We start from the raw sequence: 21,503 nt of genomic DNA, 5'->3' as shown, positions 1-21,503 counted from the left end.
AGGTGTGTCCGAGATCGTCTGCTTTTAGCCCAATGTGACCAAATTTGGGCGGGATGAAAACGGACAACGAGAAACCGTCAGGGTCATGCCCTGACGGTTTTTCGAATGAGCTCTACAAACTCTGCCGCTTTCTCGATGTGTGGAGCGTGCCCCACATTTTCCATAACAATCTCCTGATAAGAACCACCAGCGCACTGATATTGTTCGAGCACGTCACGAATTTGGGAGACCATCGGTTGCGGGGGATATTCGTCTTCTCCGGGCCATCCGGGGACATAGCCAAGCTTGCCCAGCGTACCGAAATCAGCAAGCGACTGATCCGAGATAATAGCATCATCCGCACCGCGTATCCATAAAATCGGACACTTCGGCTCCATCTGGACAATACCGGACAAATTAACGTACTTGGGAGAAATCGCATTCGTAATCCCCGTCGTTCCAGGAGCAACACCGGGCCAATCGTTTACGTATTCAAAGGCACCGGGGTAAAAGCCCTCTCCCGTTCGCGTAGAGAGTATCGCGCTCACATAACGATCTTCCTGCTCTGGGGCAACTTGGAACGGGGGCTTGAAATAGAGCTGATTCATGACATTGCGAGGACTGGAGGGAGATTCATTGCCCATATCTTTGGCTGCTATTCTTTTGACCAGCTCGGAGTTGGCAGCTCCTCCACCTGATCCGGAGAAGCTGCTATAGCATGGGGTGCCAGCTATATCCTTGGTTCCACCAAAGCCGTAAGGGGACATGGGGGCGATGAGAATCAGGGAGCGGACTTCCTGCGGGTAATCGATGGCAAACTGCATCACGATTCCTCCACCTAATGACCAGCCGGCAAGATGGACAGGTGTTGGCAAGTCCAATGCCCGAATAAACGAATGAAGGTCATCCGACCAGTCTCGCAAACCGCGTGTCGCATCGATGGGCAATGCTTCGCTTGCTCCATAGCCACGCATATCAGGTGCATACACACGGTACTGGTCACACAGCGCCGCAATGGTATCATCCCAGAACAAGTTGGATGATGCATTGCCGTGAATGAGAAGAAGCGGTTCTCCCTCCGGTACGCCTGCTGTCAGGTAGGAAACGAGCAGGCGATTGGTCTGAATGGTTTTCGTTTCGATACGTCCATCCATCAATGATGTGCCTCCTTTCATGGTAACAAATATCAGAATATTTACATTATATATCTGTTCGGTTACAAAATGAAAAAGAATACAACCGCCCGTGAAAGGCGGTTGCAGGAAGGTTACATATGGAGACCACGCATTTGCTGTTCGATTTTCTCAAAGCCGCCAGAAACCTTAACGACTTCTTCTTTTTGCTCAGAAACGAGAACAAGCACTTCTTCCAGGCTCTCCTTGTTCTTGTCGGTAATATCTGCGTTGACTTCAACTTTTGCGCCGACTTCCTGAATCATGCTGTGAACATGGATGATGAACTCTTGCAGGTTTTTCGTTTTATCTGCGAAGTTTTGCATGTAGTTGTCTACATTGGTAAACATTTCTTGTACTTCGAGAATGCCCTCGCTGTTTTTCTCAAAAGAAGTCTGGGACTCAGAAATCATATCCGATACGAGCTTCATTTTTTCGCGAATGGTCATGAGCAGGCTCGAGATCGACTCGGAGGATAGCTTGGAGGATTCAGCCAGCTTGCGTACTTCATCTGCTACGACAGCAAATCCTCGGCCGTGTTCGCCTGCGCGAGACGCTTCAATCGTGGCATTGAGTGCCAACAGATTGGTTTGTGCAGAAATCTCGGAAATGGTTTGAATAATCTTCCCAATCGATTCGGTTTCTTTATTGAGCTCTTGAATCAGCTGGTTCGTGCCTTGGATGTCCTTGATGAATCGTTCAAAGTCATTGCCGATGTTGCCAATGCGTTTTCCGCTCTCGCTAGTGGCTTCTTTGGTCGATTCTACGTACTCATGCATCTCTGTAACAGAGCGGGTCATATCCTCAACTTGCAGATTCGTCGAGCTCATTTCCCGACGCAGCTCGTCCGTATTGCTGGTCTGGACCGTAAAGGACTCCATAATGTCTTGCAGGGAAGCGACGGTTTCGACAGCGCGAACATTTACACCGTCCGTCACCTTGTTCAAATTCTCTTGATAGTCTTGCATAGAGGTGAGTGATTCATTGATCTGATCCAGAACACGTTGCAACGATTCCTTCGAGGCAATCGCTTCTTGCTTTTGTTGTTCACTTTCCTCTTGCAGCTTGTTATTGAATACAGCATGCATCATGCTCGTGACAGAGACGAAGCAGAAGGTAAGCAGGAAGTACATCAGATCAAGATTGCTTGTCGAATGGAAAATCGTTTCTCTCTGTGTCAGGAAGTAGTAAGAGACAATACCCAATGTCGATACAATCGTTAAAATATTGATGAGTCGGTCTTGATAAATCCCCATGACTGCTACAAAGAACATAATGGTCATGATATTGATCATATGCGGGTCCAGTCCAACTATGATGAACATAAAGATCCCGATTACGGCGAAGTTGAAAAACTTCATAAAGGGCGCTGCTTTTTCACGGAAATTCGGGCGATTGGAGATGTAAGTAAAAGGTGCCAGCACGCCATACAAAATACCTAGCACCGTGAAAACGAATGTGTACGGTACGCCTAGAAAGAGGTTTAAGACTTGAACAACCGTAATAATACTTGCGAATACGATTACGACCCAATTGTTTCTTCTTCTCAATAGATCAATGTTATCCATTTTTTACCCACCTACCTCGACTTTTACTTGGTTGGATGACGACGAATTGTACCAGGAATATTTCGGATCGTGCTTATTGTCATAGACATCTTTTAGATGAAAGAGGGTCGGAATGGCGTCGGCCCCTTTGTAAAAGACGATATCTTTGGTCTGAGTCGCCTTTACTTGATATTTCTTGTTGATGAACTTAAAAAAGGTCGGATCAGCTACCCCGATTGCGTGGGTATAACCATGCTTTTCAGCGTAATCTATCATCAGGCAAATTCCTTTTTGCCCCAGTTGTCCGCGGTATTTCGGCAAAACAGCGAGACTGTCTACCTCCATTACTTTCATATCTTCTGTAACAACATCCTGAAAAAGTGATTTCATATAAGCACTTGATTTGGAAAAGGGCGTCATTTCAAATGTTCCGCCTGCTTCACCATCTTCGGCAATTAAGAGGAACTGAGCGGAGCCTTCTTTCGCGTACTCCATCTCGAAGCCCATGCTGGTCCATACTGTTTCTTTGATTTCATGAAATTTAGCTAACTCTTGTACGGTTTCTACTTGTTTGTACATAACTTCTCCACTCCATCATTTTCTCTGATTGAACTATGTTGTGTATGTTTGTCGTCTCAAAAGTTATGTGTTTCCATCCGTTACGAAAATGAAAATGCTTTCATCCTCCTTTCAAAAAAGTAAACACAAAAAAAGGCCGTTCCATCGAAATGGAACAACCGAAGCTACCAACATCAAAAAATGGTCACAAGATGATGGCAACCCGGCTATCATGGTCAAAGACTGTAGACCCGTGGTTTTGCGTCGCCACCTTTCGATGACTTTGCCTTTTGCATTATTTAGCAAAATTTGTAAAGTTGTGTCGAAATTTGCTAGATATAATCTAGCAAAATATAAGCCAAAAGATGTATCTTTGTCAAGTTTTGGTAGGGAAAAGAAACTAATTGTTCATAAAGTATTTCCCGAAAATCACCCGTAACAAAAATTTTCCAACTATCCGATAACTAGAAGGAATAGGAGGGGATTTTTATGAAGGAAGTAAAAGTGATTCAATTTTACTTTTCCGGAGGCGGTGAAACGATTAGCGTCGAAACGACGGAACCGGAAGAGATCATTCAAATGGTCGCTAATCAAAACGACGGATGGCTTCAGTATGATGATGTTGTCATCAACGTCAGAAATGTTTCGTATATCAAAGTACGCAATAAGGCGTAAGGATAGGAAAAGAGCGTCAAGCTCCAACACGAAAAAGCTCTCCTTTGAATGTGGAGGGCTTTTTCGTGTTGGAGGTAGCGCTGCTGGTTATCCTATTAAATAGAAGAAAAAGGAGGGTGGCAAGATGACGTTGGAAGAAGTCATGCAGAAGCTCGAAGCGATGGGGACAGAACAGACGAAAAAAACGTTATTGCGGCATGGGGCGAAAGAGCCTTTGTTTGGCGTGCGAATCGGTGATATGAAAAAGCTGGTCAAGGAGGTAAAGCGTGATCAGCAGCTCGTTCAGGCGCTATACGATACGGGAAACTACGACGCCATGTACTTGGCCGGATTGACGGTTGACCCGAAGAGCATGACAAAAGAGCGACTGCAGGCTTGGGTCCAGGAAGCGTCTTGGTACGCCCCCGCCGAATATACGGTTGCGAGTGTAGCCGCTGAGAGCCATTTTGCCATGGAGTTGGCACGGGAATGGATCGAGTCAAAGGAAGAGATGGTAGCCACATGTGGGTGGAATACGTATTCGAACTACTTGTCGATTACTCCCGATGAACAGCTAGATAAAGAAGAAATCAAACGGCTCCTCATGAGAGTGAAGGAGACGATTCACCAGGAACAAAATCGCGTTCGGTACACCATGAATCAATTCGTTATTTCAGTAGGCGCGTATGTACCGGAACTTCATCAGGAAGCGTTGGAAGTGGCCGCAGCGATTGGCAAAGTACATGTGGACGTTGGACAGACAGCGTGCAAGGTTCCGTTGGCTACGGAGTATATCAAAAAGATAGAGGAACGAGGGAGTGTCGGAAAAAAGAAAAAGACATGCATCTGCTAGTCGGGCATTTTTCTCGTTCATTTGGCGTATATTTCTAAGGTGCTTTTGTTTACTAAAGTATCGACTATTCTTTGCTAATGTGCTATCATGATACCTTGTTAACGTATTACCACTTTATCAGAGTAAAATATAGAGTAGGGAAACGAGGGGGATCATCACGATGAAGAAAATAGCATGGATGTCATTGTTGTTGAGTGCGATGGTTTCATTGGTAGTGGGCTGTTCCAGCGCAAACACTGGCGCTGACGCGAACAAGCTGATTATCGGAATTGATGATAAGTTCGCACCAATGGGATTTCGGGATGAGAAAAATGAGCTAGTCGGTTTTGATATTGATTATGCGCGTGCGGCCGGCGAAAAAATGGGAAAACAAGTCGAGTTTCAACCAATCGATTGGAGTGCAAAAGAGTCTGAACTAAACAGCGGTCGTATTGACTTGATCTGGAATGGATATACGATTACAGATGAGAGAAAAGAGAAGGTTCTCTTTACCAAGCCTTATCTGAAAAACGCACAAGTAGTTGTCACGATGGCAAACAGCAACTTGACCAAGCTGTCAGACTTGGCCGGTAAAGGAATTGGTTTGCAAAAGCTGTCTTCCGCAGCTGACGCGATTAATGCGAGCGATATCAAAAATCAGGTCAAATCGATTACCGAGTTCCCTGATAACGTATTGGCACTGAGTGATTTGAAGATCGGTCGTGTAGAAGCGGTCGTCATCGACCAGATTGTTGCCGATTACTATATGGCAAAAGAGCCTGGAACTTTTAAGCAATTGGAAGAATCGCTGTCCCCTGAGGAATATGGAATAGGCGTCAAAAAAGGCAACGAGGCATTGTTGAATGAGCTGCAAAAAGCGCTGGATGCAATGAATCAGGATGGTACAGCTGCAAAAATATCGGAAAAATGGTTCGGCGAAAATCGTGTATTGAAATAAGAAGAACAGCGATGGCTTCGCCGCATGATTGGCGAAGCCACGCTTTTATTTTCAGGATTAGGAGCATACCAAGATGAGCGTAGACTACATTCTCTCCATTACGAAGCCCATGCTAGAAGGGGCGCAGATGACGGTGCTGTTGTTTATCATCGCCATACTGCTTTCCATTCCATTAGGTTTTCTGATCACCTTAATGGCAAAGAGCAGTAATAAGGCGGTGTCCTGGTTCGCGCATACGTATGTGTATGTGATGCGCGGGACGCCTCTCTTGTTGCAGCTGTTGTTTATTTGCTTCGGGCTGCCCCTCTTGCCCGTAGTGGGAGAGTATTTGGTGATGGATCGGTTCGTAGCTGCATGTGTCGGCTTCGTGCTGAACTACGCAGCGTATTTCGCGGAGATTTTCCGTGGAGGACTGCTGTCGATCGACAAAGGACAGTACGAGGCGGCGCAGGTCCTCGGCTTTAGCAAATGGCAGACAACCAACAAGATTATTTTGCCGCAAATGTTTCGCGTGGCTTTGCCTGCCGTCGCAAATGAATCCATTACCCTCGTAAAAGACACAGCGCTGCTCTATGCAGTTGCCGTCCCAGAATTGCTTCACTTTGCACAAACGGCTGTGAATCGCGACTTTACCATCGTTCCGTTTTTTATTGCCGGAATCATTTATTTGTTGATGACGCTATTGTTGACGTTGTTCTTTAAGTGGCTGGAGAAAAGGTTCAAATTCGAATAAAGGGCTGGCGTAATATGGATATCATTCAAGTATCGAATCTAAAGAAATCATTTGGCAATCAGGAAGTATTGCGAGATGTCTCGTTTTCGGTGAAAAAGAACGAAGTCGTGGCAGTAATCGGGCCTTCTGGCTCCGGCAAAAGTACGATGCTGCGCAGCTTGGTCAATCTGGAGCAGGTGAATGGTGGCAGCATTCGTGTGCAGGATGATTATTTGGTGAAGGACGGCGTTTATGCCGGCAACCAGGAAATCAAGCAGATCACATCGAGAATGGGCATGGTCTTTCAGCATTTTAATCTGTTTCCTCATCTCACCGTAAAAGAAAATCTGGAGATCGCACCACGCGTAGTCAAGGGGGAGGCGCCCCAGGACATCCACAGAAAGAGTGCAGATCTCTTGGAGAAGGTCGGTCTGTCTGATAAGGCAGACGCGTATCCGGCGAAGCTCTCAGGCGGACAGAAGCAGCGTGTGGCGATCGCCAGAGCACTGATGATGAATCCGCAAATCTTGTTGTTTGACGAGCCTACGTCTGCGCTCGATCCCGAACTGACGGGTGAGGTCCTGCAAGTCATCAAGCAGCTTGCCCAGGAGCATATGACGATGATGGTTGTGACGCATGAGATGGGATTCGCGCGCGAGGTGGCGAATCAAATCATGTTTATGGACAACGGGGAATTCGTAGAGTCGGGGACGCCTGAGCAATTGTTTACAAACGCCAAATTTGAGCGGACCAAATCTTTTTTGCATCGCGCCTTAAAGTAGAGAAGTTCAACAACAAATGCCCTCAGTGTCGAGAAGACAGACTGAGGGCATTTTGTATAGACAGGCTACATCACCTGATAGTTCAAGTACCGTTGGCTGATGAACGAATGAAAATGATCGCTGAACGAGTCAGCATTTAAAAACGCATTGTAAGCGTAAGGAGTGACCCGACAGTAAACGACTTCTCGTCCATCGTGAAAACGGATGTAGAGGTGGCTTGCAGCCAGATCGTAGCGAGCAGCTTTGATCAATTTCGAATCCAGTTTCTTGTATGTAATTTCGTGAGGTTGATTCTGACGTGGCAGAAATTGGCGGAAAAAAGATCTCAATGTACGTGCAAACTCCTTTATCGAAAAATCGGCTTATCTATTTCTACGAGTCTTCATTTTACGCAAAAATTTGGATTCGGAATACAAAAATAGCACACCGATTGCAAAATAGGCTAAGAGAACCGTATTCAGAACAATCATTGAAAAGTCGGCAAGCATGTAAGTGCCTCCTGTTAGAGAGAATGAAGTCACGAATTGAAAGTAACCTGATCCAAAAAAGTGAAAATCTTCTTTTTTATTCGTTCTATGGGCCTATGATCTGGTTGTGTATAGAAAAGAATGATCATCCGAAAGTATGTAGACTCATGAAAAATGTTGTCGAATATAGTCTATATTACCTATTTTATTATTGTCAATAATTACATAGCACCAAAACTTGTTTCCGGAAATTTCCTTGGTCAACTACCTTGTATCACGAGGTATAGTGTGATAATCTCTAGGCATGTCACTGGGAGGAGATGCTTTTGTGAACAAGGAGTTGTTGAAAGGAAGCATCGATCTATTGCTTCTCTCGCTGATCGCACAGAAAGATCAGTACGGCTATGAGTTGGCCAAGAAGATTCGCGATAAAAGCGATGAGCTGTATGAAATCGGTGAAGGTACACTATACCCTGCCCTAAAGCGGCTGGAGACGCAAAAGGCAGTAGAGTCTTACTGGGGGGAAGCCAGCGAAGGCGGACGCCGCAAATATTATCGGATTACCAAGACCGGCCAGGGACTTCTTCAAGACAAGATGAAGGATTGGCAGAGCTTGAGCAGACTCATTTTGCTTTGCAATGAGGGAAGTGAGTAAACGAATGAAGCTCGAAGAATATGCAGAGCAGGTCGTCAGTCGCTTGCCGTGCTCGAAATGGGAAAAGCAGGATGTCAAAGATGAGCTGATGGATCATTTGAACAGCATGAAGAGTGAGCTCGTCGAAGAAGGCTGTGAAGAACAGGAAGCCGTTTTACTGACCATTCAACGATTTGGTCCGACGAAAGCAATCAGTCGGCAACTGTCTGAGTCCATGCCGCTTATTGATAAATACATCCGTAAATGGCTCCTGTCGTTGTTTTTCTTGTATGTAGCTATCTCCAGTTATCTCTTGCTATTGTCACCGGATCGCTTCCGACGCAGAGCTTTTACCGTGGAATGGAAGCAAAGGATGCTGGAATACGGCGTCCCGCAATATACGCATCTGTTCCAAAATACGAAACCATTTCAAACCTTGGTGGATTACGTTTTTCATTATGACAATTACAGCTTTGGCATTGTGATGTATAACCTGATTGGCAATGTCATGTTGTTTGTTCCGCTCGGGCTGTTGCTGCCTCTGATATTTATGTCCTTCCAAAGCGTGCATCGCGTGTTTTTTCTCACGCTTTCGGCGAGTCTCATCGTCGAAATCTTGCAGCTATTGTTTTCGTTAGGCAGCTTTGATGTCGATGATCTGATGCTAAATGTACTCGGCGGACTGATTGGCTACGGAATGTTTCGAGTCGGGTCGGCGCTGATCCACAGGAGACGGAAAAACAGTAATCTCGATGACGATCTGTCAGCCACATCGTCTTAGTAGGACAAGAGTCGTAAAAGCCTTTTGCTTGACTGGGGTCGCACAGTTGTGAGGCGGCCTTGGCAAAGGCTTTGGCCATTTTTTTGTATATGTACATCGTAATACGATATACATAGTGAATCGATTTAGGAGGACTTTTATGAAACGAACAGCGATTTTCCTCATGGTAGTTGTTTTCCTGCTCCAGGTCGTAGTTGGTTGTGAGACTAATAATGCTACTGAGCAGGTGCAGACGAAGCAGCTTTCAGATTTTACTTTTGATGTGAAGCCGGAGACCTTCGAAGTGTTCGTCGAGAGAGACGGAGTGAAGGAAAGTGCTTCGGAGTCCATGCCTGCGCGCAAGGTAACGAATGTACAGAAAGGTGTACAAGAAATTGCTTGGAGCTACCCGGACGATCGGCTGAATGTCTCGATCAAAAAGAAAGAGGATCATTTGCAAATCACCTTGACCTCCACAGGAACAGAGAGCTTTTCCTGGCCGACAGTAAAAGGATCAAGCTACATCTTGCCTTTGGGAGAGGGGAAATGGATTCCTGCGGATGACAGCAAGTGGCAGTCCTTTTTTAAAGAAGAGAGTCTTAGTTTTGCCGAGTCTTTTTCCATGCGCTTTTTTGCTGTGAACAAGAGCAAGTATGCGCTGATGTACGTCGTGGACAATTTGTTTAACAACACCGTCGATTTTGCCGTTAATCCGACGATTGCGTTTACGTTTTCGCACGAGTTCCCCGCGATTAACCCGGACAAGACCTACGGGTTCCGCTTGTATGTCACAGACAACGATCCGGTTAGTGTAGCGGGCGTGTACAAGCAATATGTCAAAGAGCAGGGAGAACTGCTGACGCTTGCTGAAAAAGCCAAAGCCAATCCGAATATCGAAAAGCTTTACGGCGCTCCTCATTTTTACTTGTGGAACAAGAGCTTCCTATCGGTCAACGATGTGAAATGGAATGCGCTGAAAACGAAACTGAGTGAGAGCTTCATCGGGGCACTTGAGCAAATCTTGGCTTCCAATGGAGTGGACGGAAAAGAGAGCATCCAGCAATTCCGCGAGATTCAGCAGCAGGATTACGTTGCGGATTATCAAAAGAAAGCGATCCTGGGCGGGTTGAATTACGCTTTGCGTTCCCGTGAGTTTTACAATCCGCAGCTATTTCCACATATCGATGAAGAGGCAAAGAAAGCGCTTGGAAAAGGGAGCGACTCGTTGACGGAATCAAAGCTGTACGACTTGAATAAAAGGCTGCTAAAGAGTGTGCTGCAGGATGTCGTTCCACCTGTGGAACAGTGGGGGAATGCCGACTCTACTCATCTCTTGAAAGAAATGAAAGCGGCGGGGATTGATCAGGCATGGATCGGTTTGCCGGATTGGACGGCTGCCTACATGAAGCCAGCATTCATTCAAGAGGTGAATGAGGCAGGTTATTTGATCGCCAGCTACGATTCCTACCATTCGATTCATCAGGAAGAAAATCCCGATTGGAACACGGCTATTTTCAAGGATAAGAGCTTGTATGAGAATGCGACGATCACGAAGAAAAATGGAGAGAAGAAAGCTGGTTTTCTCCAACAGGGGAGATTGCTGAATCCGACTCTATCGCTGCCAAGTGTCAAACAGCGCATGGATGAAATCATGAGTAACGATGTCGCTTTTAATTCGTGGTTTATTGATGTGGATGCAGCAGGAGATTTCAACGATGATTATTCGCCACAGCACACGACGACTGAGGCAGAGGATATGAAGGCGAAGCTTGCGCGTATGGACTACATTCGCGATGAAAAGAATTTGGTCATCGGCTCTGAGACTGGAAATGACTTCGCCAGCCGAAGCATCGCCTATGCCCATGGCATTGAGACGCCTGTCATCAAATGGGCAGATCCAGACATGCGAAAAAACAAGCAAAGCCCGTATTATGTAGGAGGCTACTGGTCCCCGGCAGGAGAGATTCCGGAACGATACGCCAAACAGGTTCCGATCAAGGAAGAGTATCGTCATGTATACATTGATCCTGCGTATTCTTTGCCGCTATACAAGCTGGTGTACAATAACGCAGTGATCACGAGCCATCATTGGGAGTGGGGCAGCCTGAAGATTAAGGGTGAAGTCGGTACCCGTATGCTCAAGGAGCTGCTTTACAATGTACCGCCACTCTATCATTTGGATGAAAAGATGTGGGATGCAAACCAACCATTGATCACGAACTATTTGAAGGTGTGGTCTCCCTTCCACAAAAAAGCGGTGCAGCACGAGATGACTGATTATCGTGTGTTGTCCGAAGACAGGCTCGTGCAGAAGGCAGTCTACGGGGATGATCTGCAAGTGATTGCCAACTTCTCTGAGCAAGATTTCACGTACGAGGGTCAAGTGGTGAAGGCGAGATCAGTTCTGATCATCGACGGTAACGATATCCAGACCTTCCTTGCCCCTGCGCAGTAGGAACGATTTTAAAAAGGCTGTCCGCGAAAATGAAGCGGCAGCCTTTTTCTGCTAAGGAGTGGGTGGGGATTTCTTGCTTTTCAAATCGTATTGGAGTCGATTGATAAAGTTCATCGAAATACGGGAATAATGCCGTTCCTCCGAGCGCACCCACCCATAATAGATGGGTTGTTGATAAGGAATATCCAAATCAAGCGTGATTGAATCGGAGTCTTGCAAATGGGGTTCATGAACAAAAGAGTAGTCCAGTCCGATGGTTACCGCGAGATTTTGCCGGATTGCATTGCGGAGCGCTTCTGTGTTGTTCGACGTAAACAAAATGTCGACGGGACCATAAGTAGCGGCAAAATCCTCTACGAACCATTTGACGTAGTCGTCGTTGTACAGGACGAAGGACTGCTTGCGAAGCTCTTCAGGTGTGACGGAATCCTGGTAGGCAAGCGGCGAGTTTTTGCCTACACCTACGACCATTTTTCCCTCTAGCAACTGTTCGAACACCAACCCGAGGCCCGCGCTCTTTTTGAGCAGGTTCTCATGGATAATGACCAGACCAATGTCCAGCTTGTCCTGAAGAATGTCTTCTAATATTTCCTGTGTGCCTTTTTCTGCAATTTCCGTACGGATGTAAGGATAATCTTTTTTAAAGCTCGCGACGGCATCGACCAGAAGATTCATGGGACCGGGAATCGTGGCGAGCCTCAGCTCTCCACTCAACGTGTTCGTATAATTTTGTGCTTCCTCCCAGATCTCCTGGATCTTGCCCAAGGCTTCAAACGCTTTTTTGATGATGATGCGCCCTTCAGGGGTCGGTACCGCTCCAAGGCGCGAACGTGAAAAAAGAGTAACGCCCAGCTCTGCTTCCAGACTGGAGAGCGACTGGCTGATGGCGGAGAGTGTGACATGCTTGTTCTGAGCGGCTTTGGTCAGGGAGCCTGCCTTCGCTATTTCTACGATATATTCCAGTTGTTCCAGATGCATTTGGTAATATCACATCCTTTAGTCGTACTTAAGGAAGGGTAAGCATGTTTACATATTTTTAAATATAAAAGAGTCCTATAATGAAAGCAAGGCAAGAGATCAGGTACTAGAGACATAACGAATGGAGGTATTTACAATGGCGAGACTCGAAGGAAAAGTAGCGATCGTTACAGGTGGAGCAAGTGGGATCGGTGAAACGACCGTCCGTCTCTTCGCAAAAGAAGGGGCGAAAGTAGTGATTGCTGACTTCTCCCCACGTGGAAATGAATTAGCGGAAGAGCTGAATCAAGCAGGCTTCGATGCGTTGTTCGTGAAAACGGACGTAACGAAAGAAGACGAAGTCAAAAACATGGTGAGCACCACAGTAGAAAAGTACGGAAAGGTAGACATTCTGTTTGCCAATGCAGGAATAGCGAAAGACGCACCAGGTCATCTGTTGAGCATGGATGATTGGCAAAGAACGATTGATATCAATCTGACCGGCGTGTTCTTGTGCGATAAATACGTCATCGAGCAAATGTTGGCGCAAGGGACTGGCGGCGCGATTGTAAACTGCGGATCGATCCATAGTCATGCGGGGAAAGCAGGCGTAACCGCATACTCATCCGCAAAAGGCGGCGTGAAGCTCCTGACTCAGACGCTGGGACTTACGTATGCAAAGCAAGGGATTCGCGTAAATGCGGTCTGCCCGGGCTACATTGATACACCGCTGATTGCTGGGCGAAATGAAGCCTTGAATGAGCACCTGATCGGGTTGCATCCGATGGGACGCTTGGGTAAACCAGAAGAAGTCGCCAAGGCTGTTCTGTTCCTTGCCAGCGACGATGCTTCCTTTGTCACAGGGACGAGCCTGCTGGTCGACGGCGGATATACCGCGCAATAAAAAAGGTCTTTCTCCTCGCGTAGAATTATCTGCTCGGGGAGATTTTTTTTTGGCAAGACCACATCAGACAAATGCCCTCAACCATCGTCCAAGCGGGCGCAAAACGGTTCGAATATGATGGGAAAAAGCCATTACGCAGCGGGGAGGGAGGAGTTTTGCCGACTTTTATGGGCAAGGTGATCATCACCAATAATGTCGGAAATATCAACTTTGGCGACACGGCAAACAACTCTCCGAAAAGCGTAACCAAAGCGTTTTCCGGTTCGGGTGGAAACAATAGCGGCAACGTAGTGAAGGTCATCAATGAAAATAGCCAAACCAATACATGGGTGGGTTCAGGAGCCGCTGGAATGAAGACGATGAAGACAGTGAAGACAAAGAAACGGGTCCGTCGAGCAGCCCGAAAAGGCAAAAAGAAAAAGTAGCCTTGAAAAAGGCGCGTGTGAAAGTGGACAAGCTCTGAAATAGAATTGAGATTAAGACTATTGCGAATTTATGAGAATTGAGATAAAAAAGATGAAAGACGATCGCAGAAAGGAAGCAAACCAGATGACGAAAACAAATGAGGAAACACTCTTATTTACCCGTGTGAACAAGGACACGCAGGCACTGCCGATTTCCATTGAAGATTGGGAGAAAAAGGCGCGAGAGGTTTTGCCGGATGGGCCATTTGATTACGTTGCCGGGGGATCAGGGGCAGAAGAAACGCTGGTAGAAAACCGGACAGCTTTTTCCCGTTGGGCAATCATTCCGCGGATGATGCGGGACGTGACGAATCGTACCCTTGGTATTTCAATGTACAATCAAGCGTTGCGCACGCCGATCTTCTTGGCTCCTGTGGGTATGCAGACGATTTCACATCCCGATGGAGAGCTGGCGTCTGCCAAGGCGGCAGCAGCAGCTGGAGTACCGTTCGTAGCCAGTACAGTTTCTGCTCACTCACTCGAACAGATTGCCGAAGTGATGGGCGATGCCTATCGCTGGTTCCAGCTCTATTGGTCGAACGATCGAGAGGTTTCTGCGAGCATGGTCAGACGAGCGGAAAAGTCTGGTTATTCTGCCATTGTTCTCACGGTGGATACCGTCATGCTAGGGTGGAAGCGTAGAGACTTCCGCAACGGCTATTCGCCACTGCGCGAAGGAAGAGGACTGGCGAATTACTTGACAGATCCTGTTTTTTGCTCGCGACTCCCTGAGGTAACACCGGAGAATGCAGTAGAGGAAGTGTTGAAAAACATTTATCATCCAGCACTGAATTGGAACGATATCGCGTTTTTGCGTGAGCATACTCGTCTGCCGATTTTGGTAAAAGGCATTTTGCATCCGGATGATGCGCGACTTGCTTTAGAGCATGGTGTCGATGGAATCATCGTCTCCAATCACGGTGGACGGCAGATGGATGGAGCTATTTCTACGCTGGATGCGTTGCCAGCGATTGCCGAGGTGGTAGCTGGCAAAATACCTGTTTTGCTCGACAGTGGCGTGCGTACAGGAGCAGATGTCGTTAAAGCGATTGCTTTAGGTGCCGATGCCATTCTGATTGGTCGCCCATTCCTGTATGGACTGGCTGTTGCTGGAGAGCAGGGCGTAGCGAGTGTGTTAGATACACTCATTCATGAATTTGACGTCGCGATGGCGCTGTCTGGCAGCAATTCTGTCGCAGACCTCAATCGCAGCATTCTAGCCCGGTTGTAAGGGAAACAATTCGTTCATACCCATTGAAAAAAGGGAGCCAGTCTTCATGCACTGGTTCATTTTTTTGCAAAAATGTTGTTTCTACCGCAGGTGTTCTCGTTGATCTTTCGGAAAAACATGGTAAAATGGAACGAACTTGTATTCAGAACGTTACGATCCTTCTGTAAGGATCATTTTTTTTGACTGTATCCAAAGCAGGTGATGGAAATGAAAAACCAAATGATATCTTCACTGACACCCCAAGATTGGGCAGGGCTACTACGTGAAAAAGATGGTGAGCTGAACATGGTTGTGAATGAGCTGGCAGATGTCAAATACGCTTTGGACCAATCCACGATCTTGGCAATTACGGACCATAAGGGGATTATTTTGCGGGCAAATGAGCAATTTTGCCGCATATCGAAATACGAACGAAGTGAATTGATTGGAAAGGACCATCGTATTCTTAATTCGGGTTACCATCCGAAAGGCTTTTTTAAAGAAATGTGGTCCTGTATTCGATCTGGCCAGGTATGGCGTGGGGAAATTCGCAATCGCGCAAAAGATGGCAGCTATTATTGGGTCGATACAACCATCGTGCCATTTAAGAATCAAGCGGGCGAAATCTATCAATACCTGTCCATTCGCAGCGATATCACAGCACGCAAGCAGATGGAAGACGAGCTCAAGCGGAGTGAAGAAAAGTATCGCATCATCGCGGAAAATACGTCGGATATCATCAGCATCATCAACCTGGATGGGGATTTTCTCTATTTGTCCCCGTCTCACAAGCGTGTATGGGAGCATACCGTTCCTGATGAGGAAATCCATAACCTGTTCGAGTGGATTGTGGAGGATGATCGGGATATTTTTGCTTATGCAATTCAGCATGCCTTCTCTACGCGTAAAGAGTACATGGTAGAGTGCCGGATTAACACCCAAATAAACGATGTAATCTGGACAGAAAGCAAAATCAATCCGATTATGGATGAAGAAGGAAATGTGACCAAGCTGCTCCTCGTTACCCGTGACGTCACAGACCGGAAACAGTCCGAAGAGACGATTCACCACTTGGCTTATCACGATGCGTTGACAGACCTGCCGAATCGCCGGATGTATGTCCAACAGCTCAGCAAGGAAATGATGCAGGCTAAGCGTTTCCAATCGAATCTGGCTGTGCTGTTTTTGGATTTGGATCGCTTCAAGGATGTAAACGATTCGTTCGGTCATGACGTAGGGGATATGTTGCTGATCGAAGCAGCAAAACGTCTACAGGCGTGCCTCAAGCCGGGAGATGTCGTGGCCAGGCTGGGTGGAGACGAATTTACGATTATGCAGAACCAGCTGCAAGATCGAAGTGAAGCGGCTGCATTGGCAGAGCAGATCATGAATCAGTTGCAGCGGCCCTTTGAATTGGATGGTCATGTGTTCAACGTGTCGTGCAGCATCGGCATTGCCTTGTACCCGCAGGATGGGGACAATCCCGAAGATTTGCTGAAACGGGCCGATACGGCATTGTATACAGTGAAATCGCGCGGGAAAAATGGCTACGACTTTTTCGATCCGACGATGGAGGCGAAGTCACTCGAGCGTATCTTGATGGAAAATGAGATGCGGAAAGCCATTGAACAAGAGCACTTCCAAATTTACTACCAGCCCAAAATCGATATCGCAACAAGCGCGATGACAGGCATGGAGGCGCTTGTTAGATGGGTGCATCCAGAGCTGGGCATCATCCCGCCGAATCGCTTTATTCCAATCGCCGAGGAGACAGGGATGATTCTGGCGCTCGGGGAATGGATTTTGAAACAGGCGTGCAAACAAAATAAAATTTGGCACGATGAAGGTTATACGCTAAAGGTGTCTGTGAATTTGTCGGCGAGACAAATCTATCAAAAAGATCTGGTCGAGATGATCAAGGATATTCTTCGGGAAACAAATCTGTCTCCTGATTGGCTGGAGCTCGAGATTACGGAGAGCATTTTTGTTAAAATGGAAGAGGCGACGGCAGTCCTGCAACAGATTCGGGATATCGGTATCCAAATTTCGATTGATGATTTTGGTACAGGTTATAGCTCGTTTAGTTATATTAAAAGCTTGCCAGTCGATACAATCAAAATTGATGCCTCCTTTATTCGCGACATTCATCACAACCAAGAGAGTCAAGCGATTGTAAAAGCGATTGTCACGATCGCGCAAAGTCTCAATATGAATGTCATCGCAGAGGGAATTGAGCTGGATGATCAAGTAGCGGCTCTAAAGGAAAATGGCTGCGATCACGGTCAGGGCTATTTGTTCAGCAAGCCGCTTCCGACAGATGCTTTCGACCAGTTCCTACGTCAAGAACAGCAATAAAATGGCAGGAAGCAAAGCCGGGTGAGTACATCCGGCTGTTTCTTTTGTGTGGTACTATAGGAGGCGGACAAAAACACAAGAGCAAGTGTGCAGCTAGAAAGGGAGGCCCCTCGTGGGAAAGTTGTCGGGAAAGACTGTATTAGCTATCGCAAGTTTGGTGTTGATGTGGGGATTAAGCTGGTCGATCTACAAAATGTCACTCGCCTATACGCCACCGATTTTATTCGCAGGAATGCGTTCGCTGATTGGCGGACTTCTGCTCGCTTTATTCATTTTGCCGAAATGGAAAAAGATCAACTGGCGTGAAAACTGGTTGCGCTATTGTATATCTGCCTTTCTGAATACATTGTGCTTTTACGGCATTCAGACGGTTGGACTCGTGTATTTGCCAGGTGGATTATTCTCTGTGTTGGTGTACTTCCAGCCAATCTTGATTGGACTCTTTGCCTGGTTGTGGCTGGGTGAGAGCATGACAGTGCTCAAGATCATTGGGCTGGTCATGGGATTCCTCGGGATACTTGCGGTCAGTGCAGATGGATTGACAGGACAGGTATCCATCGTGGGCGTCATTTTAGGTTTGTTGACGGCTCTGACGTGGGCGCTGGGCGTGATCTATGTGAAAAAAGTCAGTGCCAAGGTAGATTCGCTGTGGATGGTTGCCATGCAATGCATGATTGGTGGCGCGGCCTTAACTCTTTTGGGGACAGGCGTAGAAAGCTGGTCCGACATTGTCTGGAATGTACCGTATTTGATCGGTCTCAGCTATGGTGCTACATTTGGCGTGCCGATTGCCATTGCCATTTACTTTGGGCTTGTGAATGCAGGCGAAGCGAGCAAGGTGGCCGCCTTTACGTTTCTTGTGCCGCTCATCGCAGTCGTCACTGGCACCATTTTCATGGACGAGCCGGTTACGTATTCACTCATCGCCGGTCTTGTATTGATCGTGTGCAGTATTTACTTGGTGAACTATCAGAAAAAGATACAAAAGCCTGTCATTGCCAATACGCTCAATCGTTGATGGAAACGACAATGAAAACAGCCGACACTTCACAGGTTCGGCTGTTTTTCTTATTGAGATTATACGTAAGGTTCTTTGTAGATTCCCTTTTCATAAATGTACTGGAGGCAAGCATCCGGCAACAGGAAGCTGGGGTCGCCGCCTTTGCGGATTTCGTCTCGGATGTAGGTAGAGCTGATTCCCATGTTGATGCCCTTGCTCATGATGAGAAAATGCTCGTCGTGATTGCGCAGCAGCGCGTCCTCTGCGATCAGGTCAGCGGTCGGATAGCCTTCGCGCGACATCACGATGAAGTTGAAGCCTGCGACCAGCTTTTCAGCGTTGCCCCAGTTCGATAGTCCCTCTAACAAATCTGACCCCATGATGAAAAAGAGCTCGTCGTTTGGGTACTTCTTTTTCATGTGCATCATCGTATCATACGTATAGGTTTCACCTGGCAAGGCATCGATCTCGACTGTAGATATTTCGAAAAGAGGTTCGCCATTTTTGTTTGTTTTGTGTGCACTGCCAGCCAAAGCCAGTTTGAGCATGTGCAAGCGATGGACGTCCTCTGTCTGCAATTTTTTATCATGACGCTTTGAAGAGCATGGTACGAAAATGACTTTGTCCAGTCGTCTCCGGTGAGCGACGGTCGCTGCCGTGAACAAATGGCTGTACGTGATGGGATCAAAGCTGCTGCCATAAATGCCGATTCGCATGAAAATTGCCTCCTATCGTCATGAGCCTGTTATTTTTTTCGAACAGTCATACCAAGCTGGTTCTGAAAATGACCGAGAGCCCATTTATGACCTTCTGGAAGAAAGCTCGCTACGGCATCCTCGTGGATGACGACAGAAAAGCCGTTATAGAAGCCTTCAATCGCTGTATGCAGCACACAAATGTCTGTGCAGACACCTACCAGATGAATCTCAGTAATACCTCTCGTGCGCAACAATAGTGCAAGGTCGGTGCCTTGGAAAGCACTGTAACGCGTCTTATCCATCCAGTGAATCGTATCTTCGAATTCTTCGTAAATTTCCTGAATGCTGCCATACAAATTCCTGCCAGCTGTCCCGATAATGTTGTGCGGAGGGTAGAGTCCTGTCTCAGGATGGTACGGGTCCTGCTCTCGATGAGCGTCGACTGCCATGACGACAAAGTCGCCTTCTGCGAGGAAGTCGCGGATCAGTTCTCCAATGCGTCCTTCAATAGCCTGACCAGGCTCGCCGCAAGTCAATGCACCATCTGTCGCGACAAAATCATTCGTGTAGTCGATCACAATCAAAGCTTTCATGGCAAAAACCTCCTGAATGTGAGTGTGGACTTGCTCAGTAAATCATGGCAGTAGGGGTGAAGCCGGTAAAACGATACAGCTTGGCTGGGGAATTCGAGAACTCGGTCGAGTAGACAGGCTGTCCATCAGCCGATAGAACTGGCTCGAGAAGTCCTTGCCGTCTGGTCGTCGCAAGCAAGCGCCGCTCAAAATTGCCGCGATCTTTTGCCGAAAAGGATGGAACGACTGTCTCGATCACTTGCAGCAGTTCGCTCAAGGTAAACTCATCTGGCAAAAACGCTTTGGCGATAGTTGTTTGCAGCATTTGCTCACGAACTCGCTGTAAGGCGTCAGTCAAAATTTCACGATGATCAAAAGCAAGGTTGAGGGCAAAAGCTTTCTCAATCGGAAACAGCTGCGCGTCTGATGCATCGTCGTTTGCCTGTGCGTGCTTCAATAAATCTTCATGAACGAGGGAGACATAGGCAACACTTGGGATCCAGCCACGAGGGTCTCTACCCGGCTTGTAGTACGTCTTCAGCTGCTCAATGTGTACATCGCGGTCAATATTCGTCTCTTCTTTCAGCTCACGATAGGCGCATTCGTCCAGTGTCTCCGATTCATGGGAAAAACCGCCAGGCAAGGCCCATTGCTCCCCAAAAGTATCGCTTTTACGCTTGATCAGAAGAACGGCCAATTGCTTGAGTGGCAGCGATTTGGTTTTCGTTTGGCGCGGGATGGAAAGGATCGTAAAGAGGCAAATATCTGTTGGAAGTCCATCCGGCGAGCGGTACTTTTTGGTCCGATAGCGGATGCGTTTGGCTCGAAGGGGAGATGTACTCACAAGATCATCCTTTCCGTTTGCTCGAATCAGTTCTCATGCTTTTATATTATGATATCATTTTAACAATGTCAATATTACAATGTAAAAAACTGTGAAAAAAGACGTCTGTGAATGTCAGACGTCTCTCGGAGCAGTTCGCGCGAAAAGGATTGATTAAACAGCATCCAGCGCGAGTCGCAATGTAATGTTAATGTTTTCTTCCGTTTTCGCCACGATCGTATGCGGGCTGGTTAATCCGAAGTCACCAAACGTTACGACAGACGTGCCTTCCAGCTGCAGCTTGCCTTGGGAATAAATCGCGTCAGCATCAATTTTCACGTCTTTGGCAATTCCTTTGAGAGTCAAAACACCATTGATGGTGAACGAAGCCTTTTGTCCTTCTGTCCATGTGGTAGGCCAGTTCTCAAAAGATTTCGCTTCAAAGGTAGCAGCTGGATGGACGGCTGTATCAAAGTAATCAGGCGATTTGATATGCGTGTCGCGCTTTTCATTACCGGAGTTCAGGTGATTCAAGTCAGCGGAAGCCGTTGCTTTCATTTGATCGGGTGCAGAGAGGTTCACATCCCAGCTGCCGGTAATGCCGTCCATTTCAAAGTTTACCGTTTCTTTCGACGTAGTTACGGAGAAATAGACTTTGGACTGGTCATTGATCGTCCATTTTTTATTCAGTTGATCTGCTGTCAGAGCCGTTGATGAAGCGGTAGATGAGGCTGTGGTTACCGCAGCTGCAGGCTGAATCTCCACATGGTTTCCCACAAAATAGTCATAGAGCATGTAGCCTCCGATACCGACCACGAGCGTGGCAACTGAAGCTGTCAGGATAACCGAATTCTTTTTCATTATTGGATAACCTCCATGTTTTTGAAGTGTTCAGACTTGAGTCGTATGTATTTGACTGCGCAGGGATCATTATGAGAGAGGAAGCTGAATGGGTCTTGAAAGCTGGCTGAAAGTTTGTTGAAAGTGCAAGGGGAAGAGAATAATCAACG

General features: G+C 47.0%; 22 protein-coding genes and 1 riboswitch. Of the genes, 13 read left to right on the top strand and 9 right to left on the bottom strand.

All coding sequences use genetic code 11. The features are described from left to right. Positions 1 to 83: 83 nt before the first annotated feature. The 3 genes from FB479_RS09635 to FB479_RS09625 all read right to left on the bottom strand — a co-directional run bounded on the left by FB479_RS09635 (position 84) and on the right by FB479_RS09625 (position 3,277). Positions 84 to 1,133, bottom strand: a complete 1,050-nt coding sequence (locus tag FB479_RS09635; RefSeq protein ID WP_106655950.1) for an alpha/beta hydrolase — start codon at positions 1,131 to 1,133, stop codon at positions 84 to 86. 113 nt (positions 1,134 to 1,246) lie between these two features. Continuing rightward, entirely contained in the window at positions 1,247 to 2,719 is a 1,473-nt protein-coding gene (locus FB479_RS09630; RefSeq protein WP_106655949.1) for a methyl-accepting chemotaxis protein, read from the bottom strand. 3 nt (positions 2,720 to 2,722) lie between these two features. After that, positions 2,723 to 3,277, bottom strand: a complete 555-nt coding sequence (locus FB479_RS09625; RefSeq protein ID WP_047070379.1) for a GNAT family N-acetyltransferase — start codon at positions 3,275 to 3,277, stop codon at positions 2,723 to 2,725. A gap of 193 nt (positions 3,278 to 3,470) precedes the next feature. After that, positions 3,471 to 3,554: riboswitch (cyclic di-GMP riboswitch) on the bottom strand. A gap of 191 nt (positions 3,555 to 3,745) precedes the next feature. Here FB479_RS09625 and FB479_RS09620 point away from each other — a divergent pair. The 5 genes from FB479_RS09620 to FB479_RS09600 all read left to right on the top strand — a co-directional run bounded on the left by FB479_RS09620 (position 3,746) and on the right by FB479_RS09600 (position 7,194). Continuing rightward, a complete protein-coding gene (locus FB479_RS09620) occupies positions 3,746 to 3,931 on the top strand; it encodes a hypothetical protein (RefSeq protein ID WP_142064559.1) in 186 nt (61 codons plus the stop codon). A 124-nt stretch (positions 3,932 to 4,055) separates the two neighbouring features. Then, positions 4,056 to 4,763: a DNA alkylation repair protein gene (locus FB479_RS09615; protein WP_106655946.1), complete on the top strand. Its 708-nt coding sequence runs from the start codon at positions 4,056 to 4,058 to the stop codon at positions 4,761 to 4,763. A 160-nt stretch (positions 4,764 to 4,923) separates the two neighbouring features. Beyond that, positions 4,924 to 5,700 carry an amino acid ABC transporter substrate-binding protein gene (locus tag FB479_RS09610; RefSeq protein ID WP_142064556.1) on the top strand — a complete coding sequence of 259 codons (777 nt, stop codon included), beginning with the start codon at positions 4,924 to 4,926 and terminating at the stop codon, positions 5,698 to 5,700. 73 nt (positions 5,701 to 5,773) lie between these two features. Continuing rightward, positions 5,774 to 6,433, top strand: a complete 660-nt coding sequence (locus FB479_RS09605) for an amino acid ABC transporter permease (protein ID WP_106655944.1) — start codon at positions 5,774 to 5,776, stop codon at positions 6,431 to 6,433. A gap of 14 nt (positions 6,434 to 6,447) precedes the next feature. Then, a complete protein-coding gene (locus FB479_RS09600) occupies positions 6,448 to 7,194 on the top strand; it encodes an amino acid ABC transporter ATP-binding protein (protein ID WP_142064553.1) in 747 nt (248 codons plus the stop codon). A gap of 65 nt (positions 7,195 to 7,259) precedes the next feature. On the opposite strand, the gene FB479_RS09595 is transcribed toward FB479_RS09600, so the two are convergent. Beyond that, positions 7,260 to 7,523, bottom strand: coding sequence for a KTSC domain-containing protein (locus tag FB479_RS09595; protein WP_106655942.1), 264 nt, complete (start codon positions 7,521 to 7,523; stop codon positions 7,260 to 7,262). 466 nt (positions 7,524 to 7,989) lie between these two features. Between FB479_RS09595 and FB479_RS09590 the strand changes: the two genes are divergently transcribed. From FB479_RS09590 to FB479_RS09580, 3 genes are all read left to right on the top strand, one after another. Then, entirely contained in the window at positions 7,990 to 8,316 is a 327-nt protein-coding gene (locus tag FB479_RS09590; RefSeq protein ID WP_007726768.1) for a PadR family transcriptional regulator, read from the top strand. A gap of 4 nt (positions 8,317 to 8,320) precedes the next feature. After that, positions 8,321 to 9,076, top strand: a complete 756-nt coding sequence (locus FB479_RS09585) for a VanZ family protein (protein WP_142064550.1) — start codon at positions 8,321 to 8,323, stop codon at positions 9,074 to 9,076. A gap of 139 nt (positions 9,077 to 9,215) precedes the next feature. Beyond that, entirely contained in the window at positions 9,216 to 11,510 is a 2,295-nt protein-coding gene (locus tag FB479_RS09580) for a glycoside hydrolase (RefSeq protein ID WP_142064547.1), read from the top strand. A gap of 51 nt (positions 11,511 to 11,561) precedes the next feature. Here the strand turns inward: FB479_RS09580 and FB479_RS09575 are convergent, their stop codons facing one another. After that, positions 11,562 to 12,488: a LysR family transcriptional regulator gene (locus FB479_RS09575; RefSeq protein ID WP_142064544.1), complete on the bottom strand. Its 927-nt coding sequence runs from the start codon at positions 12,486 to 12,488 to the stop codon at positions 11,562 to 11,564. 136 nt (positions 12,489 to 12,624) lie between these two features. Here FB479_RS09575 and FB479_RS09570 point away from each other — a divergent pair, with 136 nt between their 5' ends. The 5 genes from FB479_RS09570 (at position 12,625) to FB479_RS09550 (ending at position 18,418) form a co-directional block, all read left to right on the top strand. Then, the gene (locus FB479_RS09570; protein WP_106655938.1) at positions 12,625 to 13,371 is read left to right on the top strand and encodes an SDR family NAD(P)-dependent oxidoreductase; all 747 of its coding nucleotides are present in this window, start codon (positions 12,625 to 12,627) and stop codon (positions 13,369 to 13,371) included. Between the two features lie 155 nt (positions 13,372 to 13,526). After that, positions 13,527 to 13,796 carry a spore germination protein gene (locus FB479_RS09565; protein WP_142064541.1) on the top strand — a complete coding sequence of 90 codons (270 nt, stop codon included), beginning with the start codon at positions 13,527 to 13,529 and terminating at the stop codon, positions 13,794 to 13,796. Between the two features lie 124 nt (positions 13,797 to 13,920). Then, positions 13,921 to 15,066, top strand: coding sequence for an alpha-hydroxy-acid oxidizing protein (locus FB479_RS09560; protein WP_106656003.1), 1,146 nt, complete (start codon positions 13,921 to 13,923; stop codon positions 15,064 to 15,066). 207 nt (positions 15,067 to 15,273) lie between these two features. Continuing rightward, positions 15,274 to 17,400: a bifunctional diguanylate cyclase/phosphodiesterase gene (locus FB479_RS09555; protein ID WP_142064538.1), complete on the top strand. Its 2,127-nt coding sequence runs from the start codon at positions 15,274 to 15,276 to the stop codon at positions 17,398 to 17,400. Positions 17,401 to 17,512: 112 nt separating this feature from the next. Beyond that, entirely contained in the window at positions 17,513 to 18,418 is a 906-nt protein-coding gene (locus tag FB479_RS09550) for a DMT family transporter (RefSeq protein ID WP_106655935.1), read from the top strand. A 59-nt stretch (positions 18,419 to 18,477) separates the two neighbouring features. On the opposite strand, the gene nadD is transcribed toward FB479_RS09550, so the two are convergent. The 4 genes from nadD to FB479_RS09530 all read right to left on the bottom strand — a co-directional run bounded on the left by nadD (position 18,478) and on the right by FB479_RS09530 (position 21,354). Continuing rightward, positions 18,478 to 19,116 (bottom strand): nicotinate-nucleotide adenylyltransferase, encoded by a 639-nt coding sequence (gene nadD, locus FB479_RS09545; protein WP_142064536.1) that lies wholly within the window; start codon positions 19,114 to 19,116, stop codon positions 18,478 to 18,480. Positions 19,117 to 19,145: 29 nt separating this feature from the next. Beyond that, positions 19,146 to 19,691, bottom strand: coding sequence for a cysteine hydrolase family protein (locus tag FB479_RS09540; protein ID WP_007729905.1), 546 nt, complete (start codon positions 19,689 to 19,691; stop codon positions 19,146 to 19,148). Positions 19,692 to 19,725: 34 nt separating this feature from the next. Further along, positions 19,726 to 20,514, bottom strand: coding sequence for an NUDIX hydrolase (locus FB479_RS09535; protein WP_142064534.1), 789 nt, complete (start codon positions 20,512 to 20,514; stop codon positions 19,726 to 19,728). A 153-nt stretch (positions 20,515 to 20,667) separates the two neighbouring features. Further along, complete coding sequence (locus FB479_RS09530) at positions 20,668 to 21,354, bottom strand: YceI family protein (RefSeq protein ID WP_142064532.1); 687 nt, start codon at positions 21,352 to 21,354, stop codon at positions 20,668 to 20,670. Between the last annotated feature and the right edge of the window lie 149 nt (positions 21,355 to 21,503).

Origin of the sequence: Brevibacillus sp. AG162, assembly GCF_006715575.1 — a bacterium.
Lineage (GTDB): Bacteria > Bacillota > Bacilli > Brevibacillales > Brevibacillaceae > Brevibacillus > Brevibacillus brevis.
This window is presented reverse-complemented; position numbering and strand designations above follow the sequence as displayed.

What these genes read in the sequence shown, in the direction of transcription:
- FB479_RS09570 (WP_106655938.1), top strand. Translation starts at nt 12,625, where the DNA reads ATGGCGAGACTCGAAGGAAAAGTAGCGATCGTTACAGGTGGAGCAAGT.
- FB479_RS09630 (WP_106655949.1), bottom strand. Translation starts at nt 2,719, where the DNA reads ATGGATAACATTGATCTATTGAGAAGAAGAAACAATTGGGTCGTAATC.
- FB479_RS09600 (WP_142064553.1), top strand. Translation starts at nt 6,448, where the DNA reads ATGGATATCATTCAAGTATCGAATCTAAAGAAATCATTTGGCAATCAG.
- nadD (WP_142064536.1), bottom strand. Translation starts at nt 19,116, where the DNA reads ATGCGAATCGGCATTTATGGCAGCAGCTTTGATCCCATCACGTACAGC.
- FB479_RS09530 (WP_142064532.1), bottom strand. Translation starts at nt 21,354, where the DNA reads ATGAAAAAGAATTCGGTTATCCTGACAGCTTCAGTTGCCACGCTCGTG.
- FB479_RS09610 (WP_142064556.1), top strand. Translation starts at nt 4,924, where the DNA reads ATGAAGAAAATAGCATGGATGTCATTGTTGTTGAGTGCGATGGTTTCA.
- FB479_RS09605 (WP_106655944.1), top strand. Translation starts at nt 5,774, where the DNA reads ATGAGCGTAGACTACATTCTCTCCATTACGAAGCCCATGCTAGAAGGG.
- FB479_RS09540 (WP_007729905.1), bottom strand. Translation starts at nt 19,691, where the DNA reads ATGAAAGCTTTGATTGTGATCGACTACACGAATGATTTTGTCGCGACA.
- FB479_RS09615 (WP_106655946.1), top strand. Translation starts at nt 4,056, where the DNA reads ATGACGTTGGAAGAAGTCATGCAGAAGCTCGAAGCGATGGGGACAGAA.
- FB479_RS09580 (WP_142064547.1), top strand. Translation starts at nt 9,216, where the DNA reads ATGAAACGAACAGCGATTTTCCTCATGGTAGTTGTTTTCCTGCTCCAG.
- FB479_RS09555 (WP_142064538.1), top strand. Translation starts at nt 15,274, where the DNA reads ATGAAAAACCAAATGATATCTTCACTGACACCCCAAGATTGGGCAGGG.
- FB479_RS09560 (WP_106656003.1), top strand. Translation starts at nt 13,921, where the DNA reads ATGACGAAAACAAATGAGGAAACACTCTTATTTACCCGTGTGAACAAG.
- FB479_RS09585 (WP_142064550.1), top strand. Translation starts at nt 8,321, where the DNA reads ATGAAGCTCGAAGAATATGCAGAGCAGGTCGTCAGTCGCTTGCCGTGC.
- FB479_RS09620 (WP_142064559.1), top strand. Translation starts at nt 3,746, where the DNA reads ATGAAGGAAGTAAAAGTGATTCAATTTTACTTTTCCGGAGGCGGTGAA.
- FB479_RS09635 (WP_106655950.1), bottom strand. Translation starts at nt 1,133, where the DNA reads ATGGATGGACGTATCGAAACGAAAACCATTCAGACCAATCGCCTGCTC.
- FB479_RS09625 (WP_047070379.1), bottom strand. Translation starts at nt 3,277, where the DNA reads ATGTACAAACAAGTAGAAACCGTACAAGAGTTAGCTAAATTTCATGAA.
- FB479_RS09575 (WP_142064544.1), bottom strand. Translation starts at nt 12,488, where the DNA reads ATGCATCTGGAACAACTGGAATATATCGTAGAAATAGCGAAGGCAGGC.